Below are 24,682 nucleotides of genomic sequence, written 5' to 3'. Positions count from 1 at the left end.
TTTAATTGCCGTAGATGAACTGATTTAACCACGCTCGAACAAGGTATTGATTGAAGTTTTGAATAATTCTATGCGTCTTTTTATTGCAGAAAAACCTAGTCTGGCACGAGCCATTGCCGATGTTTTACCCAAACCTCATCGTCGGGGTGATGGGTTTATTGAGTGTGGTAATAACCAATTTGTTACCTGGTGTGTAGGCCATTTGTTAGAGCAGTCTGAGCCAGATGCTTACAATAGCCGTTATGCACGTTGGGTATTGGCTGATTTACCGATCATTCCTGAAAAATGGCAGTTGAAACCACGCGCAACGGTTGCCAAACAACTTAATACGATTAAATCTCTTCTGGAAAGGGCTGATGAAATTATCCATGCCGGAGACCCTGATCGTGAAGGTCAATTACTGGTGGATGAAGTATTGGATTTTTTGCATTTGGATAATAATAAAAAGCAAAATGTCCAACGCTGCCTGATCAACGACTTAAATCCACAGGCGGTACTTAAAGCGGTTGAGCGTTTAAGGAGTAACCGGGAATTTATTCCTCTATGTGTTTCAGCCCTCGCCAGAGCTAGAGCGGACTGGCTCTATGGCATTAATATGACTCGTGCTTATACATTGCTAGGGCAGAATGCCGGCTATCAAGGGGTGTTATCTGTCGGACGTGTTCAGACCCCGGTTCTGGGGTTGGTTGTTCGTCGTGATGAGGAAATAGAGCATTTTGTGCCGAAAGATTTCTTTGAGGTCAAAGCTTATATTGTTACTCCGAAAGAAGAACGGTTTACGGCTGTATGGCAACCCAGTGAATCCTGTGTTGATTTTCAGGATGAAGAAGGTCGGATTATCCATCGGCCTTTAGCAGAGCATGTTGTGGCGCGTATTACAGGGCAACCCGCTTATGTTACTGCGTATCAGGATAAACGAGAATCAGAAACGGCACCATTACCGTTTTCTCTCTCTTCATTACAGATTGAAGCAGCCAGGCGCTTTGGTTTAAGTGCTCAGGATGTGCTGGATATTTGTCAGCGACTTTATGAAACGCATAAATTAATCACTTATCCACGTTCTGATTGTCGTTACTTGCCGGAAGAGCATTTTGCGGGGCGTCAGGCTGTCTTAAATGCTATTTCAGTTCATACCACGCATTTATTACCACAAGAAGCGTTGGACACGGAGAAAAAGAACCGCTGTTGGGATGATAAAAAAGTTGATGCTCATCATGCGATTATTCCCACAGCCCGAAGCAGCCAGATCAATTTGACGGAAAATGAACACCATATTTATGGATTGATTGCCAGACAGTACTTGATGCAGTTTTTCCCGGATGCGGTATTTCGCAAGTGTACGATCGAGCTTGATATTGCAGGTGGAAAATTCATAGCAAAAGCTCGTTTTCTGGCAGAGGCTGGCTGGAGAACCTTATTGGGTAATAAAGAGCGAGATGAGGAAAATGAAGGCACTCCGCTGCCTGTTGTTGCCAAAGGTGATGAACTCTTATGTGAAAAAGGAGAAGTGGTGGAGAGGCAGACTCAGCCACCACGTCCTTTTACTGATGCGACTTTATTGTCTGCAATGACAGGAATTGCCCGATTTGTACAAGATAAAGCACTAAAAAAAGTGTTACGAGCAACAGATGGTCTGGGTACAGAAGCAACGAGAGCAGGTATTATTGAATTACTGTTTAAACGAGAATTTCTGTACAAAAAAGGGCGCTATATCCATGCAACCCCTGCGGGGCGGGCGCTTATCCATGTATTACCTGATATGGCTGTACTGCCCGATATGACAGCGCATTGGGAGTCAAAACTAACACAAATCAGTGAAAAACAAGTCCGCTATCAGGATTTTATGTTGCCTCTTCACGAAACGTTGCAGCAGTTGATTTGGCAGGCAAAACAGTATCGAAATTTGAAGGCTTTTAGGGAGTTACCTCCTGTTTCCGTGAAAGGAAAAAAGAGTAAAAAGAAGAGAACAAAAACTGACAAAGCCGGGTAGATAAGATCAAAACGATGCAATTAAAAATACTGTAGAAAAATCCAGCACCGCCAACTCCGGTGCTGGATTTTATTATTTTGAGAATCAAATTTTAAATTCAGCCCAAACAGGAGCGTGATCAGATGGTTTTTCCATGCTACGGATACCATAATCTATACCAGCAGAAAGGCATTTTTCCGCTAGTGGACGGCTGGCAAGCAACAAGTCAATGCGAAGCCCCCGATTATCGTCGAACCCTTTCGAGCGATAATCAAACCAAGAGAATTGATCATTGATTTCAGGATGATGAGCACGAAACGTATCAACGAGCCCCCAACTTTTAAGGCGTTCCATCCACTCTCTTTCTTCCGGTAAGAAAGAACATTTTCCCGTTTTCAACCAGCGTTTTTGGTTATTTTCACCGATCCCAATATCAAGATCAGTCGGACTGATATTCATATCACCCATAATAAGAATATTGGATTCTGGGGATTGTTTTCTTTCCAGGTAGGTTTGTAAATCTTGGTAGAATTTTGCTTTTGCAGGAAATTTGACCGGGTGATCACGGCTTTCACCTTGTGGAAAGTAACCATTAATTACAGTTAATGAGCCTAAAGGTGTTTCAATATCTGCCATGATAATACGACGCTGCGCATCATCCTCATCTGTAGGAAAACCTTTCTGAACTTCAATTGGCTTCTGGCGTGTCAGCAGGGCCACACCGTAATGGGATTTTTGACCGTGATAGAAGACATGGTAACCAAGTTTGCTAACTTCTTCCAAAGGGAACATTTCATCATGAACTTTTGTTTCTTGTAATCCAATTACGTCAGGCTGATGTTGTTCAACAATCGCGGTAAGTTGATGAGGACGTGCCCGCAGGCCATTAATATTGAATGATACAAATTTCATACCGTTATAATCACCTATAGAATATTTATCTTTTTAATCTTAACAGATATAAAAAAGGATGTAACCATTTATTAAATAATAATTTTAAGTAGGTTATCTTGATATTTCACTATTTTACTCTTATATGTAATGTTATATTGAGTATAATACGCCTATTACTCAAATTTAGAGTATGTAATCATGATAAATAATAAAAAACACGTGATGAGCAAATAATTAATTAATGTATAAATACTTATTTAATTAATCATTCTTTGTTATATTCAACGCTTGGTATTATGTTTTTAGGTAAGTGTTTTTATTCTTGAAATTTATTCTGTGTCACGCATTACAAAAAATAATTAATGAAAAAGTAGAAGAGTTAATCAATCTCTGATAGAAAATTGAACTTGTAGACCATGTTTATATTTATTAATGGTTTACATTCACGATGGAATATTCATCATGATACAGGTGAATAATATAGTTCATCTGAACCGCATTTTTGCATCAGGGGCTGGCATTACATATAAATGCCATTTGAAAAATAGCTATTTTTATTGTACAAAATTATACCTTCACAATATCAAGTTTGATTTAGCGGTTACCTGATGAGAAGGCCATTTCAAGGAAATTATTTTAGCCACAAGTTACATAGGAACGGTGAATTATGTTTTTTTCTCGTAAATTAGAAGCATTCATGGCGGTGGTGGAAATGGGTTCTTTAAGCAAAGCGGCAAGAGTGATGAACCGTACGACTCCCCCAGTTGCTAAATCAATTAAAGACTTTGAGGCGACGTTAGGAAAGCGCTTATTTAAAAGGGAGAAGTTTGGGATGATACTGACTAAAGACGGAGTGGAACTATATAATGACTTAAAAGAACTTTATTTGAAAGAAAAAGAAATTACAAAGAAACACTTTAGCGGAACTATTTGTAACAGCGTCAATATCTACTACGACTGGGGGAAAGACAGGCACCTGATTTCACTTTATAAAGCAGCAGACAGAAATAATGCTCAAGTTAATATATTACGCTTTAGTTATGATAACATTGATGAAATAGTTGACTATGAAGGCAATACGATAATTTTAAGCTCGGAAAAAATACTCAGTGATAGATTCAGTTTGGTTCGTAAAATTGAAGGGCAGAATTTAGGTATTTGCTGCCGTCAAGAGTTAATTGATGAAGCCAATGGTGATTTAACTCAATTATTGAAAAAGAAAACGTGGTTGTGTGATCCAGTTCTCTATAAAAGCGATTTTATAAAGAATTTGGAAGAGGATATGATAAAAAACGGAGAGAAAGTTAATATAAGGCAAATGGACAATATGGAGTGCTGTCTTAATTTCATTCAATCCAAAGATTATATTTTTATTACAGATGCCCGTTCTGGTGCGTTGGAGGAAGGAAAAAGCTTGGGCTTTATTCCAATATCACGAGCTGATGCAGTTAATCAGTGTTACGTTTATAAATCTAAATCCCATTCAAGCGTGTTAAATCGTTTTATCGACTCCGTTAGTGATATGGAGTAACCGATTGCATAAGCGGAGCAAATTGCAGATCCTCCAGAGCTCCGCTATTGGTGTTTGGTGAACACGTTAATTTTACGATATCCATTTGCTCATTGAGTAAATTAGATTGTTCTTCCCCCAAGCAGTATATCTGTTAGCTTTAACAGTAAATGCAGATAATGGAATATACCTTAAGATATGGTGGGGGAAGGATGATGCACCATTTCTCGTTTTTCACCTTCCGGTTAACGTACTGTGCGTAATATCACTTCGCTGTGTTCGATTCTTAATCTAAATTTTGCTCGAAGACTCTCATTCTTCCTCTCAGTGAGCATAAATGTTTTTTTATTCAAGAGTGGGTAAGATGACATAACTAGATGGTGGTGGGGGAAGGATTCGAACCTTCGAAGTCTGTGACGGCAGATTTACAGTCTGCTCCCTTTGGCCGCTCGGGAACCCCACCAGATTTTGAATTGTACGCTGTCGTTGCCAGCGGACGGCATAATATCAAATCAACCGCCGCTGTAAAGTAGTTATTTGAAAACTAAGTATCGAACGATGTTTTTTTAAACTTTGTGTCTGAATATCATTCCATTAGGGTATTTTGTTATCAAGAATAATCACATTGTTATCTAACAAAAATACCCTTAACTTATCACAGAATAATAGTGCGGTTACCATACACAAACACACGTTGAGAAAAAACTGAATGTAATGCTTTACTTAGCACATTTTTCTCAACATCTCGTCCTGCCCGCATCATCTCTTCAGCAGTATAACTATGATCCACGTTAATCACATCCTGAGTGATAATAGGGCCTTCATCTAAGTTATCATTGACATAATGTGCAGTGGCTCCAATGATTTTGACACCACGTTCATAAGCCTGGTGATAAGGGCGGGCTCCTATAAATGCTGGTAAGAATGAGTGGTGAATATTAATAATTTGGTTTGGGTAATGCTGAACGAATGCTGGTGTTAAGACACGCATGTACTTGGCGAGTACAACATAGTCGGGGTTATATTGATCTATTTGCGCCATTAACGCTTCATCGTGCTGTTCCCGGCTCAAACCTTCATGGCTGATATGATGGAAAGGAATATCAAACTGCTCGACCAATGGTTGCAGAGTAGTATAGTTGCCAATAACAGCAGCTATTTCCACATCCAATCCTTCATAAGCACTTTTTACTAATATATCACCGATACAGTGGGCTTCTTTTGTTACCATGATGATAATACGACGACGACCTGCTGTATTCAATTCACGACTTGAGCCAACCGGAAGAGCATCATCCAGATCGGTCAGAAATATTTCATCATTAAAAATACCTTCCAGCTCTGTACGCATGAAGAAGCGGCCAGTGAGATGATCGACAAACTCACTATTTTGTACAATATTCAGTTGATGCTTGTAACAAATATTTGTGATCTTCGCGATTAATCCTTTGGAATCAGGACAAATTGTACGCAAGATTTTTTTTTGTATAATTGCGTTTTGCATGGATAACGTGATCCTCAAATGTTTTTCACTGTGTGTGAATGGTTGTGTTTAAAATATTTAACTACAGCATTTTTTATATTTTTTGCCCGAACCACATGGGCAAGGATCATTGCGTCCTGTTTCAGGGCGAACACCATCTATATAGAACCAATGTTGGTCAATACGCAAAAAACGAGAACGCTCATGTATCAATTGCCTATCTTGCTTTTCCTGCTCAATAAAGCAAGCTGAAAATTCAACGTAGGCTTCATTATTATGTTGCCCTCTATTTGTGTTGATGACATTCAACCCTAGCCACTGTACACCAACAAAGCTTTGTTCTATTTCTGAACGCCAGGTTTCTGCTGCACAATCGGGATGCCAGGTTGCAATCAGATAATCAACATTCTTTGTCACATAAGCGCTATATCTGGAACGCATCAGAGATTCGGCATCTGGAGCAGGGTAGTGATTATCAATATAAAGGCCGCAGCAATGTGCGAAAGGTGAGCCGCTGCCACAGTGACATATTTTTGTCAAAATAACTCCGGTTAATTAAAAAGGTTGTTGTTAATATGGCTGATACTGTAAAGGTATGTAAGCGTAAAATATATAAGCGTATAAATAGTTATGATTGATTAGATTACCATCAATAATACCTGAATACAGACTGTAGCTGCAATGTTTAGTGAGAGTACTCTATTATCAATGCCCTTTATGCTTCAGAAAATTCATTTAACAGTTATTTGATATAAAGGTGTATTCAGAGTGTATATATCAGTTATGTAAATACCGTAGTATGGAAACCATAATTAAATTTTTATTCACTGTATACCTGGCTGTGTTAGCTGGTATACTTTGGCGCACTATTTTTTAGGTATGTTTTTTTAGGTATGTGACTTTTTTCACATATACGATTTTTTAGAGAGTTGGTGCTATTGTTATAGCTGCAAAAGGAGTTTTTCAGCTATAGCATAGCCGCAGGAGACTAGTAATGTCAGTAATAAATAAAAAAGTAAAAAAAGCCGTAATCCCTGTTGCTGGTTTGGGAACCAGGATGTTACCAGCCACTAAAGCTATTCCTAAAGAAATGTTGCCTCTGGTTGATAAGCCACTTATTCAATACGTTGTCAATGAATGCATTAAAGCAGGCATTAATGAAATTATTCTGGTTACACATTCATCCAAAAACTCTATAGAAAACCATTTTGATACTAGCTTCGAGCTAGAGGCAATTCTTGAAAAAAGAGTAAAGCGTCAGCTCCTGGACGAAATTCAGTCGATTTGTCCTAATCATGTGACGATCATGCAGACCCGTCAGGGGATCGCTAAAGGATTGGGACATGCGGTGCTATGTGCTAAGCCACTTATTGGGGACGAACCATTTGCTGTTATTCTGCCGGATGTCATTTTGGATGAGTACAGTGCAGATTTATCGAAATACAATTTGAGCGAGATGTTATCACGTTTTAACGATAGCGGAATAAGTCAAATACTGGTTGAACCGGTTCCTGTTGAGGATGTCTCTGATTATGGAATTGTTGATTGCTTTGGAGAAAACCTGCAACCAGGTGACAGTAAACCAATTGCTCGTGTTGTTGAAAAACCCAAACCAGAAGAAGCCCCATCAAATCTTTCTATTGTTGGTCGCTATGTATTATCTGAGAAAATCTGGCCATTACTGGCAAAAACAGCACCAGGGGCAGGGGACGAAATTCAGCTTACCGATGCTATTGCCATGTTGATGGAAAAAGAGCCAGTTGAGGCGTATCACTTAAAAGGCCGTAGTCATGATTGTGGGAATAAATTGGGTTATATGCAGGCGTTTGTTGAATATAGTATGAAGCATAAGCAGTTGGGAGAATCATTCAAAGACTGGATTGTGACTTTGCAAGATCAGATTGAAAAATAATCTATTAGTAATTTAGGATGTGAAATGAAAGTTACTGTATTTGGTATTGGCTACGTTGGCTTAGTCCAGGCAACCGTGTTTGCCGAAGTCGGGCATGATGTACTTTGTGTTGATGTTGATACAAGAAAAGTTGAAAACCTGAAAAATGGCCAGATCCCTATTTTTGAACCAGGACTGGAATCCTTGGTTAAAAAAAACTATGCGGAAGGGCGTCTGAGCTTTACAACGGATGCTAAAGCTGGCGTCGCACATGGCAAATTACAGTTTATCGCCGTAGGAACACCTCCTGATGAAGATGGCTCTGCCGATTTGCAATATGTCACTGCTGTAGCCCGGACTATTGCAGAGAATATGGATAACTATAAAGTGGTGGTTGATAAATCAACGGTTCCTGTGGGAACTGCGGATAAAGTCAAAGCTGTCATGCAAGTAGCTTTGGCTGAACGTGGAGCTAATATTCCATATGACGTTGTTTCCAACCCTGAGTTTTTGAAAGAAGGGGCCGCAGTTGCTGATTGTATGCGTCCTGAACGCATTATCATTGGCTGTGATAACGATAGCGTGATTGATGTGATGAGAGAACTATATGAACCGTTTAATCGTAATCATGATCGTATGATAGTTATGGATATCCGCAGTGCGGAGTTAACAAAATATGCCGCTAATTGCATGTTAGCAACCAAAATCAGTTTTATGAATGAAATTGCTAACCTGGCAGAAATGTTGGGGGCAGATATTGAACATGTGCGTCAAGGAATTGGTTCTGATTCACGTATTGGGTATCACTTTATTTATCCGGGGTGTGGATATGGCGGTTCATGTTTCCCTAAAGATGTGCAGGCATTGATTCGCACTTCTGAACAAATTGGATATACGCCCAAGATTTTACAGGCAGTAGAGCAGGTTAATGAAAAACAAAAAAGAAAATTACCTGTTTTTGTTAAACGTCACTTTGGTGATGATCTATCTGGCAAGACATTTGCGATATGGGGATTATCATTTAAGCCTAATACAGATGATATGCGAGAAGCATCAAGCCGTGTATTGATGGAAGTATTATGGGAAGGTGGTGCCAAAATACAAGCGTATGATCCGGAAGCTATGCAGGAAGCTCAGCGTATTTATGGACAGCGGGATGATCTTGCCCTGATGGGTACAAAAGAAGCTGCATTAAAAGGTGCTGATGCTTTGGTTATTTGTACAGAATGGCAAAACTTTAGAGCGCCTGATTTTGATGTCATAAAAAATTCACTCAAAACTCCGGTTATTTTTGATGGACGTAATCTTTATGATCCTGAACGTCTGCAATCCAGAGGATTTACATACTATGGCATTGGTCGTGGTGCCTCTATTAATCCAGTCATTTGAGTTGTGATATGAAATTTCTAGTCACAGGTTCCGCTGGTTTTATTGGTTTTCATGTTAGCCAGCGGTTATTAAGTATGGGGTATGAAGTTGTCGGCATCGATAACATCAATAATTATTATGATGTTAATTTGAAGCAGGCAAGATTAAATTTATTACTCCCTAATCCGGGTTTTAAATTTGAAAAATTAGATCTGGCTGATAGAGTTGCAATTTCGGCGTTGTTTTCTAAACACCAATTTCAACGAGTTATCCATTTGGGCGCCCAGCCGGGTGTTCGTTATTCAATACAGAACCCAATGGCATATATTGATGCCAATATCGTTGGTCATATCAATATTCTTGAAGGATGTCGTCATAATCGCGTTGAACATTTATTATATGCGTCTTCAAGTTCAGTATATGGATTAAATAAAAAACAACCATTCTCTACTGATGATTCGGTTGATCATCCTGTTTCTTTATATGCTGCTACCAAAAAAGCTGATGAATTAATGTCTCACAGCTACTCACATCTTTATCAATTACCAACCACAGGTTTACGGTTTTTTACAGTATATGGCCCGTGGGGGCGTCCTGATATGGCCTTATTTAAGTTTACTAAAGCTATGTTGGAGGGTAAGCCTATCGATGTTTATAATCATGGTAATATGGTGAGGGATTTCACATATATTGATGATATTGTCGAGTCTATAATCAGATTACAAGCCGTTATTCCTACCTCTGATAAAGATTGGTCAGTTGAAAAAGGGCAGATATCTGCCAGCTCTGCACCATATCGTATTTACAATATTGGTAATGGTCATCCGACAAAATTGGGTGATTTTATTGAAGCAATTGAATCGTCATTAGGTATAAAGGCAAAGAAAAATTTTATGGATATTCAGGATGGTGATGTATTGTCCACTTGTGCTGATTCTAGAGCGCTCTACGAGAAGATAGGTTTTTCACCCAACACTCCAGTGAAAGAAGGTGTGAAACAGTTTGTTGATTGGTATTTGGATTTTTACCAGCAGCCTTAAGATTAGACTTAATATTAGAATAGTAATAAAAAAGGAGCTAACAGCTCCTTTTTTAACTCTGTGTTAATAAAAAACTAAGTTGATGTTAAATTGTTTTTTTTCACATTGGGAAATAATAAGGGAGTTTAAACCGTTAATATAACCCGTGGTGCTCGTACATCAGCCAGTAATTAACTTAGTTAGATATATTAACCATAAAACAAAAATACCCTTGACAGGGTATTTTTGTTATTAGTCTGCAAAATAACTGATTAGATCAGAAAATCTTCCAGTGACTTGCCTTCTTCTTCAATTGCTTTTTTGATTACTGCTGGAGTACGGCCTTGTCCAGTCCAGGTTTTAGTTTCACCATTGTCAATGTATGAATATTTAGCTGGACGTGCAGCACGTTTAGATTTACCAGTAGCTTTACCACTTAAAGCGTCTACTAAATCGCTTAATTCAATACCGTCTTTTTCCAACATTTCACGGTATTCTTGAAGCTTACGTGTACGTTCTTCTATTTGAGCACGAGCTTGGCTTTCTTCTTCACGACGTTCTTCAACAACAATCGTAAGTTTTTCCAGCATTTCTTCTAAAGTGCTAAGTTCACATTCTCTTGCTTGCGCGCGCAAGGTGCGGATGTTATTTAAGGATTTTAAATTTTCGCTCATTGTCCTGGTCTCAAATTATAATGATGATGGCTGATGTACGGATAATAATAGAATGCTATTTTATTTTCTGCAATAGTGAATTTACTTTCTCAGGCTAAAACATCTCATTTTAAAATGCAATTTTTTTGATAATCGATATATTGTGTTTTAATTCTACTATTGGATTTATCATTTCTCGATAACGGTTAAACGTAGTTTACTCAAAGCAGAGCGTGATAAACTCGAACATATAAAACTAATTTATAGTCAATCCGTAAGAGATGTTAACTGTTCATCCCAAAATAAGTTGATGTTCAAAGGAGTAATGAAATTTTTTTTATGGGTAATCTATTGGTTATGATTATAGCGGAGTAAATTGCACAAAAGTAAACCACTTTGATTATTAATATGCAAAGAATGGAATAAAAAATAGCTATTTCTTTCCAATGTTAAATTTGTTCATTTGTCATGCAATAAGTACTTGTGGTGCTGATTTTATATGCGCAAATGTGACGATTATCATGAAATTATTCATTTCATATTTGTTCTGGTTTTTTATCCTGTGCTTCATTTGATCAATAACAAAGGATAACCTTAAGTTGAGATTGTGGTAAACTTGCGGTGATATATTGCTTGGTTAAATTTGACAAGAGGATGGACGGGCCAATGGCTCAGCTTTATTTTTATTATTCTGCTATGAATGCAGGAAAATCAACTTCCTTATTACAGTCTTCTTATAACTATAACGAAAGAGGAATGAGGACGTTGATTTTTACAGCAGAAATCGACACCCGATTTGAAAAAGGGAAGGTGAGTTCCCGTATTGGTTTATCCGCAGATGCCTTGTTGTTTTCACCGGTAACTAATATCGCTGAACTTATCAGACGTGAAAACAAAGTAGAAAAGATTCATTGTGTTTTGATTGATGAATGCCAATTTTTAACAAAAGAACACGTCAAACAGCTTTGTGAAATTGTTGATTACGATGATATCCCTGTTCTTTGTTATGGTTTAAGAACAGATTTTCAGGGAGAATTATTTAGTGGTAGCCAATATCTTCTCGCGTGGTCGGATAAATTAGTTGAACTGAAAACGATTTGTCATTGTGGAAGAAAAGCCAGCCATGTACTGCGTTTTGGCAGCGATGGCGACGTTGTTTATGATGGTGCGCAGGTTGATATTGGAGGCAATGAAAAATATGTCTCAGTGTGTCGCAGGCACTATTCTGATGTCATTCGTGATGCTAAGGCTAAAAAAGTTGAGCAGACATAATGCCTTTTTTTGTATGAATATTATGATTAAGTTAGAACAAATGAATTAATAAAAAGGCATCGGTTATACCTGATGCCTTTTAAATCACATTGGTTTATCATTTATTATTATTTCTTATTATTTTTCTTCTTCCTTAGATAAGGCAGGCTCTATGAATTTACGGCCATAAAAGGAATCCAACATTAATTGCTTCAATTCAGTAATTAACGGATAACGAGGATTGGCACCGGTACATTGATCGTCAAAGGCATCCTCTGCCAGTTTATCTATTTTTGCCAAGAACTCGCTTTCCTGAACCCCGGCTTCACGAATTGAAGTTGGAATATTTAGCTGAGATTTTAATTCTTCTAACCATGTAAGGAGTTTTTCAATTTTGATTGCCGTGCGATCACCAACACTACTTAATCCCAGATGTTCTGCAATTTCGGCATAACGACGTCTTGCCTGAGGACGATCATATTGGCTGAACGCTGTTTGTTTGGTTGGGTTGTTATTGGCATTATAGCGAATAACATTACAGATAAGCAGGGCATTCGCTAACCCATGTGGGATGTGGAATTCGGAGCCAAGCTTATGAGCCATAGAGTGGCAGACGCCTAAAAAGGCATTGGCAAAAGCGATCCCTGCAATAGTTGCTGCATTATGAACTCGTTCGCGAGCAACCGGATTTTGTGCTCCCTGTTGATAGCTGGCTGGCAGAAAATCTTTGAGCAGCTTCAAGGCTTGTAGTGCCTGACCATCCGAGTACTCATTGGCTAAAACAGAAACATAAGCTTCCAACGCATGAGTTACGGCGTCTAATCCACCAAAAGCACATAGTGATTTTGGCATATCCATGACAAGATTTGCATCAACGATAGCTATATCGGGAGTCAGCGCATAGTCTGCTAATGGATATTTTTGTCCTGTTATGTCATCAGTCACAACCGCAAAAGGTGTGACTTCTGAGCCTGTCCCGGAACTCGTTGTGATGGCGACCATTTTTGCTTTACTCCCCATTTTCGGGAACTTATAAATGCGCTTACGGATATCCATAAAACGTAATGCCAGTTCTTCAAAGTGAGTTTCTGGGTGTTCATACATAACCCACATGATCTTTGCTGCATCCATCGGTGAGCCACCACCAAGCGCAATAATAACGTCAGGTTTAAACAGATGCATCCGTTCAGCACCCTTGCGGACAACACTTAAGGTAGGGTCTGCTTCGACTTCAAAAAATACTTCAGTTTCTACATTATGCGCTTTCAATACCTTGATAACTCGATCAGCATAGCCGTTATTAAATAAGAAGGAGTCTGTCACAATGAAGGCGCGTTTTACTCCGTCTGTCGCAATCTCTTCCAGAGCGACAGGCAGAGAACCACGCCGGAAGTAGATTGATTTGGGAATTTTATGCCACAGCATATTCTCGGCTCTTTTAGCGACAGTTTTTGTATTAATCAAGTGTTTTGGTCCGACGTTTTCTGAAATGGAATTTCCTCCCCAGGAGCCACATCCTAGCGTTAGAGAAGGGGACAGTTTAAAGTTGTAAAGGTCGCCTATTCCCCCCTGAGATGCGGGAGTATTAATCAAAATACGCGCCGTTTTCATTTTATTGCCGAAATATTGAATGCGGGCTGCTTGATTATCCTGATCAATATAGAGAGAAGACGTGTGACCAATACCACCCATTTCAACGAGTTTTTCTGCTTTTTCAACAGCATCTTCAAAGTTTTTACTCCGATACATGGCGAGCAGTGGTGATAATTTTTCATGAGCGAATGGTTCTTTTTCATCTGGCAATGTAACTTCACCGATAAGAATTCTGGTATTTTCAGGAACGGCGATCCCTGCCATTTCCGCAATTTTGGTTGCTGGCTGACCGACAATAGCCGCGTTCAGGTTGCCATTTTTCAGGATAATATTTTGAACAGCTTTCAGTTCTTTTCCTTGCAGAATATAGCCACCATGATTTAAGAAACGTTCACGGACCTGTTTATAAACATGATCAACCACAATAACGGATTGTTCAGAAGCACAAATCACGCCATTATCGAACGTTTTAGACATCAAAATAGAGGCCACAGCGCGTTTGATATCTGCCGATTCATCGATCACGACAGGTGTATTGCCTGCGCCAACACCAATGGCGGGTTTACCTGAGCTATAGGCTGCTTTTACCATTCCGGGACCGCCCGTCGCCAGAATAAGGTTAATATCAGCGTGGTGCATCAAAGCATTTGAGAGTTCAACAGAAGGTTCGTCTATCCAGCCGATAATATCTTTTGGTGCGCCTGCTGCGATAGCTGCCTGTAGAACAATTTCTGCTGCTTTGTTCGTGGCTTTTTTAGCCCGTGGATGTGGAGAAAAAATAATGCCATTACGGGTTTTCAGACTGATAAGTGCTTTGAAAATGGCAGTTGAAGTCGGATTAGTTGTCGGGATGATGCCACAAATAAGCCCAATAGGTTCAGCTATAGTGATTGTTCCAAAGGTGTCATCTTCGGATAAAACCCCACACGTTTTATCATCCTTATAGGCATTATAAATATACTCAGAAGCGAAGTGATTTTTGATCACTTTGTCTTCGATTATTCCCATTCCTGATTCAGATACAGCTAATTTTGCCAAAGGAATGCGGGCATCAGCAGCAGCAAGAGCAGCAGCACGGAATATGTGGTCAACTTGCTCTTGTGAAAAACTGGCGAATTCTCTTTGCGCTTTTTTTACACGAACAACTAATTCATTCAGTTCAGCAACCTGAGTTACAGCCATAGAGAGTACTCCTGGTAAAAGTCAAATTTTTTTAGGAAATTAGCTGTGCGGTTTGTGGTTATTGTTCTATAAAGTCAAATTCATGTTGTGAGCTTTATCAGTAAAAACGCTGTTATGAATACCGCTAATCACCTTAAAAAAACTGTATAAATTCATATAAATGAGTGTTAAGTCTGTATTTTTTCTGAGCGTTTTTATTTGAGTACAGCTTATCATTGACTGGCTTTTAAATAGTGATTTAGATCATGAAAACAGCAAGCTGACACCATTCAATAGATAGGTTTTATTATTCGATATCAAAAAATTATTAGGGTTATTTTTAAATATTTATTTAATTTTTATGGAATATTTTGTTAAATAAATTTTGATAATATTTTTTTAGAAGAAATAAGTGAAAAATAATTAATAGACAACCAATAAAGAGTATAGCTAGGCGATAAAAGCATTTTCGTATCTGATTAAGAACTTACTTTTTATATTTTATTTGATAATTTGCCTTTCCTCTCTGAAAAATACTGTTTTTTTTACACCCTATTGCTTGCTATAACGGGCCATCATTGGTGTCTTGTTTCACCATTTTGTGATGAAGATGGGTTTTTAATCTGTGATGATTGCATTTTGTTAAAATAATGTTTATTTTCTTTTTTGTTGGATACTTTAGTGATCTGATAGATAAAGATAAATAAAAAATCATTTTTATCAGTATGTTATTGTTATTTCAATAGACGTATTCCATGTAAGAATAAATAATTACTTTAACGACTTAATAAACATATTATAAAAAATATCATAACAAACCTTGTTTAGATTGAATGCCAAACATATAAATTGCTCTTATTTAATAAAATGAATTATCGGGATTGCTAGATTAAAAAATGAGTAATTCACTGTTTATCACTGGAGAAGAATAATGAAAAAAACACCGTCAAAGTTGAGTCAGTTGATTTCCTCTATCGTTTTATTATCGTTTCCTATGACACAAGGAATTGCTGCGCAGGTTCCCGCAGGTGTAGTGTTGGCAGAGAAGCAAGAAGTTACTATTAATAATGGTGTTGAGGTTACATCACTGGATCCTCATAAAATTGAAGGTGTTCCGGAAACCAACATTATTCGTAACTTACTTGAAGGATTAGTAAGCACCGGGCCAAACGGTGAAATTGTGCCAGGAGTCGCAGAAAAATGGGAAACTGATGATTATCAGGTGTGGACATTTTATCTACGTGACAATGCCAAGTGGAGTGATGGTAAGCCAGTTATAGCACAGGATTTTGTTTATAGCTGGCGTCGTCTCTCTGATCCAAAAGTAGGATCGCCTTATACCAGTTACTTACAATATACCTATGTATTGAACGCAGATGAGATCTTAAAAGGAAAAAAATCGCCTGATCAACTGGGTGTTAAAGCGCTTGATGAGCGCCGTTTTCAAGTGACATTAAGTCGTCCTGTTCCTTACCTTATTAATATGTTGAGCCATACACCACTGAAACCCATCCGGCAAGATATTGTAGAAAAATTTGGTATTAAGTGGACGTTACCAGAGAATTTTATCGGTAACGGAGCTTACACATTAAAGGATTGGGTTATTAATGAACGAATCGTTTTAACGCGTAATTCACAATATTGGAATGATAAAGAGTCCATTATCGAAAAAGGCACTTTCTTACCTATCGTCTCAGGTATCAGTGATGTTAACCGTTACCGCAGTGGGGAAGTAGATGTTACCAACAATGCTATTCCACCAGAACTGTATCAAAAAATGAAACGGGATATTCCTGAGCAAGTGCAAATTTCACCTTATCTATGTACGTTTTATTACGAAATTAATAACCAAAAGCCATTATTTAAAGATAAACGAGTACGTGAAGCCATTAAGCTGAGTCTTGACAGAGATATTATCACTCAAAGGATTATGGGACAGGGGCAAATTCCGGCATACGGTTTTACACCTACTTTTATTGGTAGCGGTCTTACGATTAATCCAGATTGGGCGAATTGGACACAAGAACAACGCAATCAACGGGCAAAAGAGTTATTAAAAGAAGCCGGCTTTGATGCCAGTAATCCTCTCAAATTTACCTTGCTCTATAACACCTCAGAGCAGAACAAACAACAAGCTATTGCTGCGGCGTCCATGTGGCAGAAAAACATTGGTGCAAAAGTCACATTGCAAAATCAGGAATGGAAAACCTCACTGCAAAATCGTCACCAGGGAAATTATGATGTGGCGAGAGCGACATGGTGTGGCGATTATAACGAGCCTTCATCTTTCTTAAATTACCTATTGTCGGACAGCAGTAATAATACGGCGTTTTACCAGAATGAGGCCTTTGATAATTATCTTAAGCAGGCCCTGATAGCTAAAGACGAAAAAATACGCAAGGAATTTTACCAGTTAGCAGAGGTTCAGCTTGATGCTGATTCGGGCTTGATTCCTGTCTATTACCGGGTTTCTACACGCCTGATTCGCCCAACGGTCGGAGGAATAACAGGAAAAGATCCTTTAGATTACGTTGATCTTAAGAACTTATATATCAAAAAATAGATAACTGACTGTTATTACAGGAGTTCTGTTACTGTAAATGTAAATAAAGCAGTTCCTTTTGAAATGAGAAAATAATTAGCCCTGAAATTAAGGTAGCTTTTATAAGAGCCTGATGAATCAATAGGAGTAATAAAAGATGATAAACATAACAAAAAAGAAGATTGCTGCTGGCATTACGGTAGCATTAAGCATGATGATCGGGGTACAGGCATTTGCTGCAAAAGTTCCTGCGGGTGTACAACTGGCAGAAAAACAGACTCTGGTACGCAATAATGGCACTGAACCACAATCATTGGATCCCCATAAAATCGAAGGTGTACCAGAATCAAATATTGCTCGTGATTTATTTGAAACACTGGTGATTAATGAGCCTGATGGTAAAATTATTCCGGGTGTTGCTGAGAGCTGGGAACATAACCCGGATTTCACAGTCTGGACATTCCACCTGCGTAAAAATGCGAAATGGTCAAATGGTGATCCTTTCACGGCACAAGATTTTGTTTACAGTTGGCGTCGAGCAACTGATCCAAACACGGCATCCCCTTATGCAAGTTACATGCAATATGCTCATCTTCTGAATGTTGATGATATCATCAAAGGTAAGAAAAAGCCGGAAACATTGGGTATTAAAGCATTAGATGACCATACATTACAGTTAACACTCAGCGAACCTGTACCTTATTTAGTCCGATTAATGGTTCACACATCAACATCACCAGTGCATCGTGCGACTGTTGAAAAATTCGGTGAAAGATGGACACAGCCACAGCATTTTGTCGGTAATGGTGCTTATAAAGTGAAAAGTTGGGTGATTAATGAGCGTCTTGTTTTAGAACGTAATCCAATGTATTGGGATAATAAAAATACAATAATTGATCAAGTCACCGTCTTGCCTATCTCTTCTGAAGTCACTGATGTCAATCGTTATCGTGCCGGCGAAATTGAGATGAGTTATGACAACTTACCCGTTGAGTTATTCCAAAAACTGAAAAAAGAGATCCCTGAACAATTACGTGCTAACCCAAAATTGTGCACCTACTACTACGAAATTAATAATGAGAAGCCGCCATTTAATGATCCTAGAGTTCGTACCGCGCTAAAATTGGGTATGGATCGCGATCTTATGACTCATAAGGTGAAAAATCAGGGTGATATACCCGCTTATGGTTATACTCCACCTTATATCGCTGATTTTAAAGATGAAAAACCAGATTGGTACACTAAGCTAAATCAACAGCAGCGTAACGAAGAAGCGAAGAAGCTACTGGCAGAAGCTGGATTTACCAAAGATAACCCACTGAAAATTAAATTATTGTATAACACTTCCGATCTACATAAAAAATTAGCCATTGCCGCCGCGTCTGTTTGGAAAAAGAATATTGGTGTTGAAGTTTCTCTCGAAAACCAGGAATGGAAAACCTTCCTTGATTCCCGACATCAGGGCAATTATGACGTCGCCAGAGCCGGATGGTGTGCTGACTATAACGAAGCCTCTACCTTTTTGAACCCGATGTTATCCAATAGTAGCAACAATACTTCTCATTATAAGAGCAAAGAATTTGATGCTTTAATGAAGCAATCATTGCAAGCTAAAACAGATGAAGAGCGAGCCGAAATCTATGCTAAGGCTAATGCGCAATTGGATAAAGATTCTGCGGTGGTTCCTCTCTTTTACTATACAAATACCCGTTTATTAAAACCCTATGTAGGTGGGTATACCGGCAAAGATCCGCTGGATAACTTCCATACTAAGGACATGTACATCATAAAACATTAGGAATCTGCAGGTGGCTTAAGTAATGAGCTGCCTGTGTATCAGATAATTAAGACCAAGGTTTGGTCAGATACAAGGTTTGGTCAGATAATAGGAACGGGCAATGTTTAAATTTATTTTACGCCGCTGCTTAGAGGCGATCCCGACACTTTTCATTCTCATCACAATTTCGTTCTTCATGATGCGACTTGCTCCCGGTAGCCCATTTACCGGGGAAAGAAAGCTTCCACCTGAAGTGATGGCGAATATCGAAGCAAAATACCATTTGAATGATCCTATCTATAAACAATATTTCAATTACTTAATCCAACTCTCCAAAGGGGATTTTGGCCCTTCATTCAAGTATAAGGACTACAGCGTAAATGATTTGGTGGCAGAAGCGTTGCCCGTTTCTGCTAAGTTAGGTGCCGCTGCTTTTATTATGGCCGTTATATTTGGTGTCAGTGCGGGGGTTATTGCTGCGCTGAATCAGAATACTAAATGGGATTATACGGTAATGGGGTTTGCTATGACGGGGGTTGTTATCCCAAGTTTCGTAGTGGCCCCTTTATTGGTTCTGATATTTGCCATTACATTAAAGTGGCTGCCAGGAGGCGGTTGGAATGGCGGAGCACCTAAATATATGCTTTTGCCGATGGTTGCGTTATCTCTTTCTTATATCGCCAGTATTTCCCGTATTACTCGTGGTTCTATGATTGAAGTTCTGCATTCCAACTTTATCCGAACAGCAAGAGCCAAAGGGCTGCCATTACGAACGATTATTTTCCGCCATGCGTTGAAACCTGCCTTATTGCCAGTGATTTCTTATATGGGACCCGCTTTTGTGGGCATTATTACCGGCTCAATGGTTATTGAAACTATCTTCGGTTTACCCGGTCTGGGGCAATTGTTCGTTAATGGTGCTTTAAACCGTGATTACTCATTAGTGTTGAGCCTGACGATTTTGGTAGGCGGGCTGACCATTATGTTCAACGCTATCGTTGATGTGCTGTATGCCGTCATCGATCCGAAAATCCGTTACTAAAACTGGAGCACGCAATGTTACTAAATAAGAAAAATAGCGAAGCTCTGGAAAATTTCTCTGAGCAACTGGAAATTGAAGGCCGCAGTTTGTGGCAGGATGCACGCCGCCGTTTTATGCACAATAAAGCAGCAATAACAAGTTTATGTATCCTATTCTTAATTACTTTGTTTGTCATTCTGGCACCCATGTTATCTCAGTATGCCTACGACGATACTGACTGGAACATGATGACCATGCCACCTGATTTCGAATCGCACCACTATTTTGGTACAGATTCATCCGGTCGTGATCTGTTAGTCCGTGTCGCCATCGGCGGACGCATTTCATTAATGGTCGGTATCGCGGCTGCTTTGATTGCTGTGATATTCGGCACATTATATGGCGCAATGTCAGGTTATCTTGGTGGCAAAGTCGATATGGTCATGATGCGTTTACTGGAAATTCTCAACTCCTTCCCATTTATGTTCTTCGTCATCCTGTTAGTGACTTTCTTTGGGCAAAATATCCTGCTGATTTTTGTTGCGATAGGTATGGTGTCATGGTTGGACATGGCACGTATCGTCAGGGGGCAGACATTGAGCCTTAAGCGTAAGGAATTCATTGAAGCTGCATTAGTCTGTGGTGTATCTACCCGTCACATCGTTTTACGCCATATTGTGCCAAACGTACTGGGTGTGGTGGTCGTTTATGCTTCATTGCTGGTGCCAAGTATGATCCTGTTTGAATCTTTCCTGAGTTTCCTTGGATTGGGAACGCAAGAACCCCTGAGTAGTTGGGGAGCCTTATTAAGTGATGGTGCTAACTCAATGGAAGTGGCTCCGTGGTTACTCTTATTTCCTGCGGGCTTTCTGGTAATGACCCTGTTTTGTTTTAACTTTATTGGTGACGGCCTGCGAGATGCCCTCGACCCGAAAGACCGTTAAGGAGAGCCTATGAATAGCGTAGGAACGATAAAACATGCTAAAAGCGCTGAACCACTATTAACGGTGAATGATTTAAACGTGGTATTCAGTACGCCTGATGGCAACGTAACCGCAGTGAATAAACTGAATTTTGATTTGCAGGCAGGAGAAACTCTGGGCATTGTGGGTGAATCAGGTTCAGGTAAATCTCAGACAGCATTTGCCTTAATGGGATTGCTGGCCAGTAATGGTGCTGTCAGTGGATCAGCGGTTTTTAACGGTCGCGAAATTCTTAACCTGCAAGAAAAAGAGTTGAATAAAATGAGAGCGGAAGAAATCTCGATGATTTTCCAGGATCCTATGACATCTCTCAATCCTTATATGCGGGTCGGTGATCAACTGACCGAAGTACTAATGCTGCATAAAAGTATGAGCAAGAGTGCAGCCATTGAAGAATCCATCCGAATGTTGGATGCTGTTAAAATGCCAGAAGCGCGTAAGCGAATGAAAATGTTCCCGCATGAATTTTCTGGTGGAATGCGTCAGCGCGTCATGATAGCAATGGCGTTATTGTGTCAGCCTAAGTTACTGATTGCGGATGAACCTACTACTGCGCTAGACGTCACTGTGCAGGCGCAGATTATGACTTTACTTAACGAACTGAAAAAAGAACTTAACACCGCCATCATTATAATCACCCATGACTTGGGCGTCGTTGCTGGTATTTGTGACAAAGTGTTGGTTATGTATGCGGGCAGAACCATGGAATATGGTACTGCGCGTGATGTATTCTATCGTCCGACACATCCATATTCGATTGGATTGCTTAACGCTGTTCCACGATTGGATGATGATGAAGAATCTCTGGCAACAATTCAGGGTAATCCTCCAAACTTATTGCGTTTGCCAAAAGGCTGTCCATTCCAGCCACGTTGTCAGTTTGCTACTGAACATTGTGTGAGCGAAGAACCACCATTGGAACAGTTTGACCTTGGGCGCTTACGTGCCTGCTTCAGACGTCAGGAGGAATTAGTATGAATACAGTTGGTACAAACACAATCACTGAAAAAAAAGTCCTCCTGGAAGTTGATGATCTAAAAGTTTATTTTGATATCAAAGATGGCAAGCAGTGGTTTTGGCAACCTGCGAAAACATTGAAAGCTGTAGACGGCGTTACCTTGAGACTGTACGAAGGAGAAACATTAGGCGTTGTCGGTGAATCAGGCTGCGGTAAATCAACCCTTGCCAGAGCGGTTATTGGCTTAGTCAAAGCTTCTGGTGGTTCGGTTACCTGGCTTGGCCAAAACCTTTTTGATATCAATGAAAAGCAGTGGCGGGATATTCGTAATGACATCCAGATGATTTTTCAGGATCCGCTGGCATCCCTTAACCCACGTATGACGATTGGTGACATTATCGCCGAACCATTAAAAACTTATTACCCCAAAATGAAAGATGCGGAGGTAAAAGAAAAGGTTAAAAAGATGATGATGAAGGTAGGTTTATTGCCTAACCTGATTAACCGCTATCCCCACGAATTTTCAGGTGGTCAGTGTCAGCGTATCGGCATTGCCCGTGCCCTGATTCTGGAGCCTAAACTGATCATCTGTGATGAACCCGTTTCCGCGTTAGATGTCTCCATCCAGGCGCAGGTTGTAAACTTATTGCAGGAAATACAACGGGATATGGGTCTTTCCTTGATCTTTATCGCTCATGATCTCTCAATAGTAAAACATATCTCAGATCGAGTATTGGTCATGTATTTGGGGAACGCAGTGGAACTGGGGACTTACGACGAGGTTTATCACAATCCTCTGCATCCATATACCCGCGCGTTAATGTCAGCAGTACCTATCCCTGATCCAGATAAAGAACGTAACAAACAGATTGAATTATTGGAAGGGGAACTCCCGTCACCGATTAACCCTCCATCTGGATGTGTATTCCGCACCCGTTGCCCGATGGCTGATGCAGAATGTGCCAGAACGCGCCCATTACTGGAAGGTAGCTTTAAACATGCGGTTTCTTGTCTTAAGGTTGATCCGTTATAGCAAGAAAATAGGCATTGTGATAAGTGAATCGATTATATGATGCTGTCACTAATATTTATTCAAGGCCCTCATTGTGAGGGCTTCTTTATGGATGAAAAGGGATAACTTGGGTGCCTGTGTACAGAGATATGAGATAGGACAGATGGAAAGTTACACACATTATTGATTAAGCATACTCTTCGATAATCACTATCCCATCACCACCTCGACCTCCCGGTTGTCCCTCCTGTCCCGCTACACCAAATCCTCCAGAACCACCCGAAACGTGTTCGGGTCCATTGTCAGCACCACCACCTCCTCCTGCGCCAATCACAGTAATGAGTATTTTTTTAGTGCCAGGTGTTGCATGATAATGGTGGTTACCGCTGGTTGTGAATTTTTGCACATTGATTAATCGTCCAACATAACCATCAATATTGCTAAGACCAAGATTTTTCAAAAACTCTCCTTTATTAGGAATATCAGCCCCATTCTGGTCCTTAGACAACCGAGTGTTAGCACTATCATTTGCGTTATTGGCGCTTTGATTGGCAGTATTTGCCAGATCAAATGCGGCCTTCACTGCTTTAGATGTTGCCGCAGTTATTTCACTATCGCTATCGACATCGTTGCTTAGAATAATAAAACCGCTGTTTTCTAATGTTGCATAGGGATGATCCCGGCTTTTGGCATGCTCTTCAATCGCTTCTTTGATTGTATCTTTGACATATTTCCGCGTTGGTACAATGACAACATCATCCTCTGTTAAGGTTGCTGGATTAGACTCGATATATTTATTTCTCATGTTTTATTCCTCATGAATTAACAATATTGATTGCTAATTAAGCCGGGAAGTCGGACGAAAATTTTCCTGACAATATGAGGCGGGGGATACTTCTCCGCCAGTGAACATCAATAAAATGGGTTCATCAATACTGGAGAATGCATCTTGAGTAAATTCAGTCTGTTAGTTAATTTATGGATTTAATGAGGTGCATGTTTTGATAGTAAGATGACATAGAATAATAAACGGGGAATTAATAAAATTTATCTGACAACTGATAAAGTTTAGCGTGATAAAGTGAGATTTCCTCGCCGTTTTACTTACTAATCCTACTTCTTCCACAATATCCACCAATTTGGATGCGCTTTTTCCCGGCAAATCAGTACACGCGCAAATATATCATCAATTTCTGCGTCGTCACATTCTGCCAGCCCAATAATCACCTCCGAAAAGAAATCAGGATCTAATTCAAAATCCACATGTTCGAGCCATACTTTTGAAGGTTCTGATAACTCTGCACCACCACGTTCTTCAAATTGTAAACTAAACAGTAAACTATCCGCAGGATCGAGATTAGCGGCTGCTTGTTCCAGAAATAGGTCGTAGGCTTTTTCCAGCGCTTCATCTTCGGTTATTCGGTTATTGAGGTCTAATTGCAGAGAATGTGGATGTGTTGGTCGATTTTTCATAGTGGTATTGCCTGAACTTAATAAATAACTGAGAGAAATTAAAACATGAACAGCAGTGATTGGATACTGTTAACCTAAAATCATAGCCCCATCAGTATTGATGGGGCTATGATAAATACTCATT

General features: G+C 39.6%; 19 protein-coding genes and 1 tRNA gene. 12 read left to right on the top strand and 8 right to left on the bottom strand.

The genetic code is table 11. The features are described 5' to 3' along the window. Positions 1 to 70 precede the first annotated feature (70 nt). Positions 71 to 1,990 (top strand): DNA topoisomerase III, encoded by a 1,920-nt coding sequence (locus tag Xind_RS00880; RefSeq protein ID WP_187649272.1) that lies wholly within the window; start codon positions 71 to 73, stop codon positions 1,988 to 1,990. Between the two features lie 84 nt (positions 1,991 to 2,074). Here the strand turns inward: Xind_RS00880 and xthA are convergent, their stop codons facing one another. Then, entirely contained in the window at positions 2,075 to 2,881 is an 807-nt protein-coding gene (gene xthA / locus Xind_RS00875; RefSeq protein ID WP_047682546.1) for an exodeoxyribonuclease III, read from the bottom strand. A gap of 649 nt (positions 2,882 to 3,530) precedes the next feature. Here xthA and Xind_RS00870 point away from each other — a divergent pair. Next, a complete protein-coding gene (locus tag Xind_RS00870; protein ID WP_038270174.1) occupies positions 3,531 to 4,394 on the top strand; it encodes a helix-turn-helix domain-containing protein in 864 nt (287 codons plus the stop codon). A gap of 357 nt (positions 4,395 to 4,751) precedes the next feature. Here Xind_RS00870 and Xind_RS00865 read toward each other — a convergent pair. The 3 genes from Xind_RS00865 to Xind_RS00855 all read right to left on the bottom strand — a co-directional run bounded on the left by Xind_RS00865 (position 4,752) and on the right by Xind_RS00855 (position 6,396). After that, a tRNA-Tyr gene (locus Xind_RS00865) sits at positions 4,752 to 4,836 on the bottom strand. Positions 4,837 to 5,028: 192 nt separating this feature from the next. Next, positions 5,029 to 5,877 (bottom strand): formyltetrahydrofolate deformylase, encoded by an 849-nt coding sequence (gene purU, locus Xind_RS00860; RefSeq protein ID WP_047684678.1) that lies wholly within the window; start codon positions 5,875 to 5,877, stop codon positions 5,029 to 5,031. 57 nt (positions 5,878 to 5,934) lie between these two features. Beyond that, positions 5,935 to 6,396 (bottom strand): YchJ family protein, encoded by a 462-nt coding sequence (locus tag Xind_RS00855; RefSeq protein WP_047684681.1) that lies wholly within the window; start codon positions 6,394 to 6,396, stop codon positions 5,935 to 5,937. 454 nt (positions 6,397 to 6,850) lie between these two features. Here Xind_RS00855 and galU point away from each other — a divergent pair, with 454 nt between their 5' ends. From galU to Xind_RS00840, 3 genes are read left to right on the top strand one after another with little or no spacing between them, the layout of a single operon-like run. Beyond that, positions 6,851 to 7,768 carry a UTP--glucose-1-phosphate uridylyltransferase GalU gene (galU, locus tag Xind_RS00850; RefSeq protein WP_047684684.1) on the top strand — a complete coding sequence of 306 codons (918 nt, stop codon included), beginning with the start codon at positions 6,851 to 6,853 and terminating at the stop codon, positions 7,766 to 7,768. A 24-nt stretch (positions 7,769 to 7,792) separates the two neighbouring features. Next, positions 7,793 to 9,136, top strand: coding sequence for a UDP-glucose dehydrogenase family protein (locus Xind_RS00845; protein ID WP_047684687.1), 1,344 nt, complete (start codon positions 7,793 to 7,795; stop codon positions 9,134 to 9,136). Between the two features lie 8 nt (positions 9,137 to 9,144). Next, on the top strand, positions 9,145 to 10,155 hold the full coding sequence (locus tag Xind_RS00840) for an NAD-dependent epimerase (protein ID WP_047684690.1): 1,011 nt from the start codon (positions 9,145 to 9,147) through the stop codon (positions 10,153 to 10,155). Positions 10,156 to 10,406: 251 nt separating this feature from the next. Here the strand turns inward: Xind_RS00840 and hns are convergent, their stop codons facing one another. After that, positions 10,407 to 10,808, bottom strand: coding sequence for a histone-like nucleoid-structuring protein H-NS (gene hns / locus Xind_RS00835; protein WP_047684693.1), 402 nt, complete (start codon positions 10,806 to 10,808; stop codon positions 10,407 to 10,409). Positions 10,809 to 11,453: 645 nt separating this feature from the next. Here hns and Xind_RS00830 point away from each other — a divergent pair. After that, positions 11,454 to 12,059, top strand: a complete 606-nt coding sequence (locus Xind_RS00830; RefSeq protein ID WP_187649271.1) for a thymidine kinase — start codon at positions 11,454 to 11,456, stop codon at positions 12,057 to 12,059. A 117-nt stretch (positions 12,060 to 12,176) separates the two neighbouring features. On the opposite strand, the gene adhE is transcribed toward Xind_RS00830, so the two are convergent. Continuing rightward, complete coding sequence (gene adhE / locus Xind_RS00825; protein ID WP_047684699.1) at positions 12,177 to 14,813, bottom strand: bifunctional acetaldehyde-CoA/alcohol dehydrogenase; 2,637 nt, start codon at positions 14,811 to 14,813, stop codon at positions 12,177 to 12,179. A gap of 910 nt (positions 14,814 to 15,723) precedes the next feature. Between adhE and Xind_RS00820 the strand changes: the two genes are divergently transcribed. The 6 genes from Xind_RS00820 to oppF all read left to right on the top strand — a co-directional run bounded on the left by Xind_RS00820 (position 15,724) and on the right by oppF (position 23,106). Then, entirely contained in the window at positions 15,724 to 17,355 is a 1,632-nt protein-coding gene (locus Xind_RS00820) for an ABC transporter substrate-binding protein (RefSeq protein ID WP_047684702.1), read from the top strand. A gap of 136 nt (positions 17,356 to 17,491) precedes the next feature. Continuing rightward, on the top strand, positions 17,492 to 19,132 hold the full coding sequence (oppA, locus tag Xind_RS00815) for an oligopeptide ABC transporter substrate-binding protein OppA (RefSeq protein ID WP_047684705.1): 1,641 nt from the start codon (positions 17,492 to 17,494) through the stop codon (positions 19,130 to 19,132). Between the two features lie 100 nt (positions 19,133 to 19,232). Continuing rightward, positions 19,233 to 20,153: an oligopeptide ABC transporter permease OppB gene (oppB, locus tag Xind_RS00810; protein WP_187649270.1), complete on the top strand. Its 921-nt coding sequence runs from the start codon at positions 19,233 to 19,235 to the stop codon at positions 20,151 to 20,153. 14 nt (positions 20,154 to 20,167) lie between these two features. Further along, positions 20,168 to 21,076, top strand: a complete 909-nt coding sequence (oppC, locus tag Xind_RS00805; RefSeq protein WP_047684711.1) for an oligopeptide ABC transporter permease OppC — start codon at positions 20,168 to 20,170, stop codon at positions 21,074 to 21,076. A 9-nt stretch (positions 21,077 to 21,085) separates the two neighbouring features. Continuing rightward, positions 21,086 to 22,093: an ABC transporter ATP-binding protein gene (oppD, locus tag Xind_RS00800; protein ID WP_047684714.1), complete on the top strand. Its 1,008-nt coding sequence runs from the start codon at positions 21,086 to 21,088 to the stop codon at positions 22,091 to 22,093. After that, positions 22,090 to 23,106 (top strand): murein tripeptide/oligopeptide ABC transporter ATP binding protein OppF, encoded by a 1,017-nt coding sequence (gene oppF, locus Xind_RS00795; RefSeq protein WP_047684716.1) that lies wholly within the window; start codon positions 22,090 to 22,092, stop codon positions 23,104 to 23,106. The genes oppD and oppF overlap by 4 nt, the downstream gene beginning before the upstream one ends. Positions 23,107 to 23,272: 166 nt before the next feature. Here oppF and Xind_RS19865 read toward each other — a convergent pair whose 3' ends face one another. Both Xind_RS19865 and Xind_RS00785 read right to left on the bottom strand, forming a co-directional pair. Then, entirely contained in the window at positions 23,273 to 23,890 is a 618-nt protein-coding gene (locus tag Xind_RS19865) for a tail fiber protein (protein WP_222941684.1), read from the bottom strand. A 308-nt stretch (positions 23,891 to 24,198) separates the two neighbouring features. Continuing rightward, positions 24,199 to 24,558: an HI1450 family dsDNA-mimic protein gene (locus tag Xind_RS00785; RefSeq protein ID WP_156115409.1), complete on the bottom strand. Its 360-nt coding sequence runs from the start codon at positions 24,556 to 24,558 to the stop codon at positions 24,199 to 24,201. Positions 24,559 to 24,682: the final 124 nt, after the last annotated feature.

The sequence above is a fragment of the Xenorhabdus indica genome (assembly GCF_014467235.1).
Taxonomy (GTDB): domain Bacteria; phylum Pseudomonadota; class Gammaproteobacteria; order Enterobacterales; family Enterobacteriaceae; genus Xenorhabdus; species Xenorhabdus indica.
This window is presented reverse-complemented; position numbering and strand designations above follow the sequence as displayed.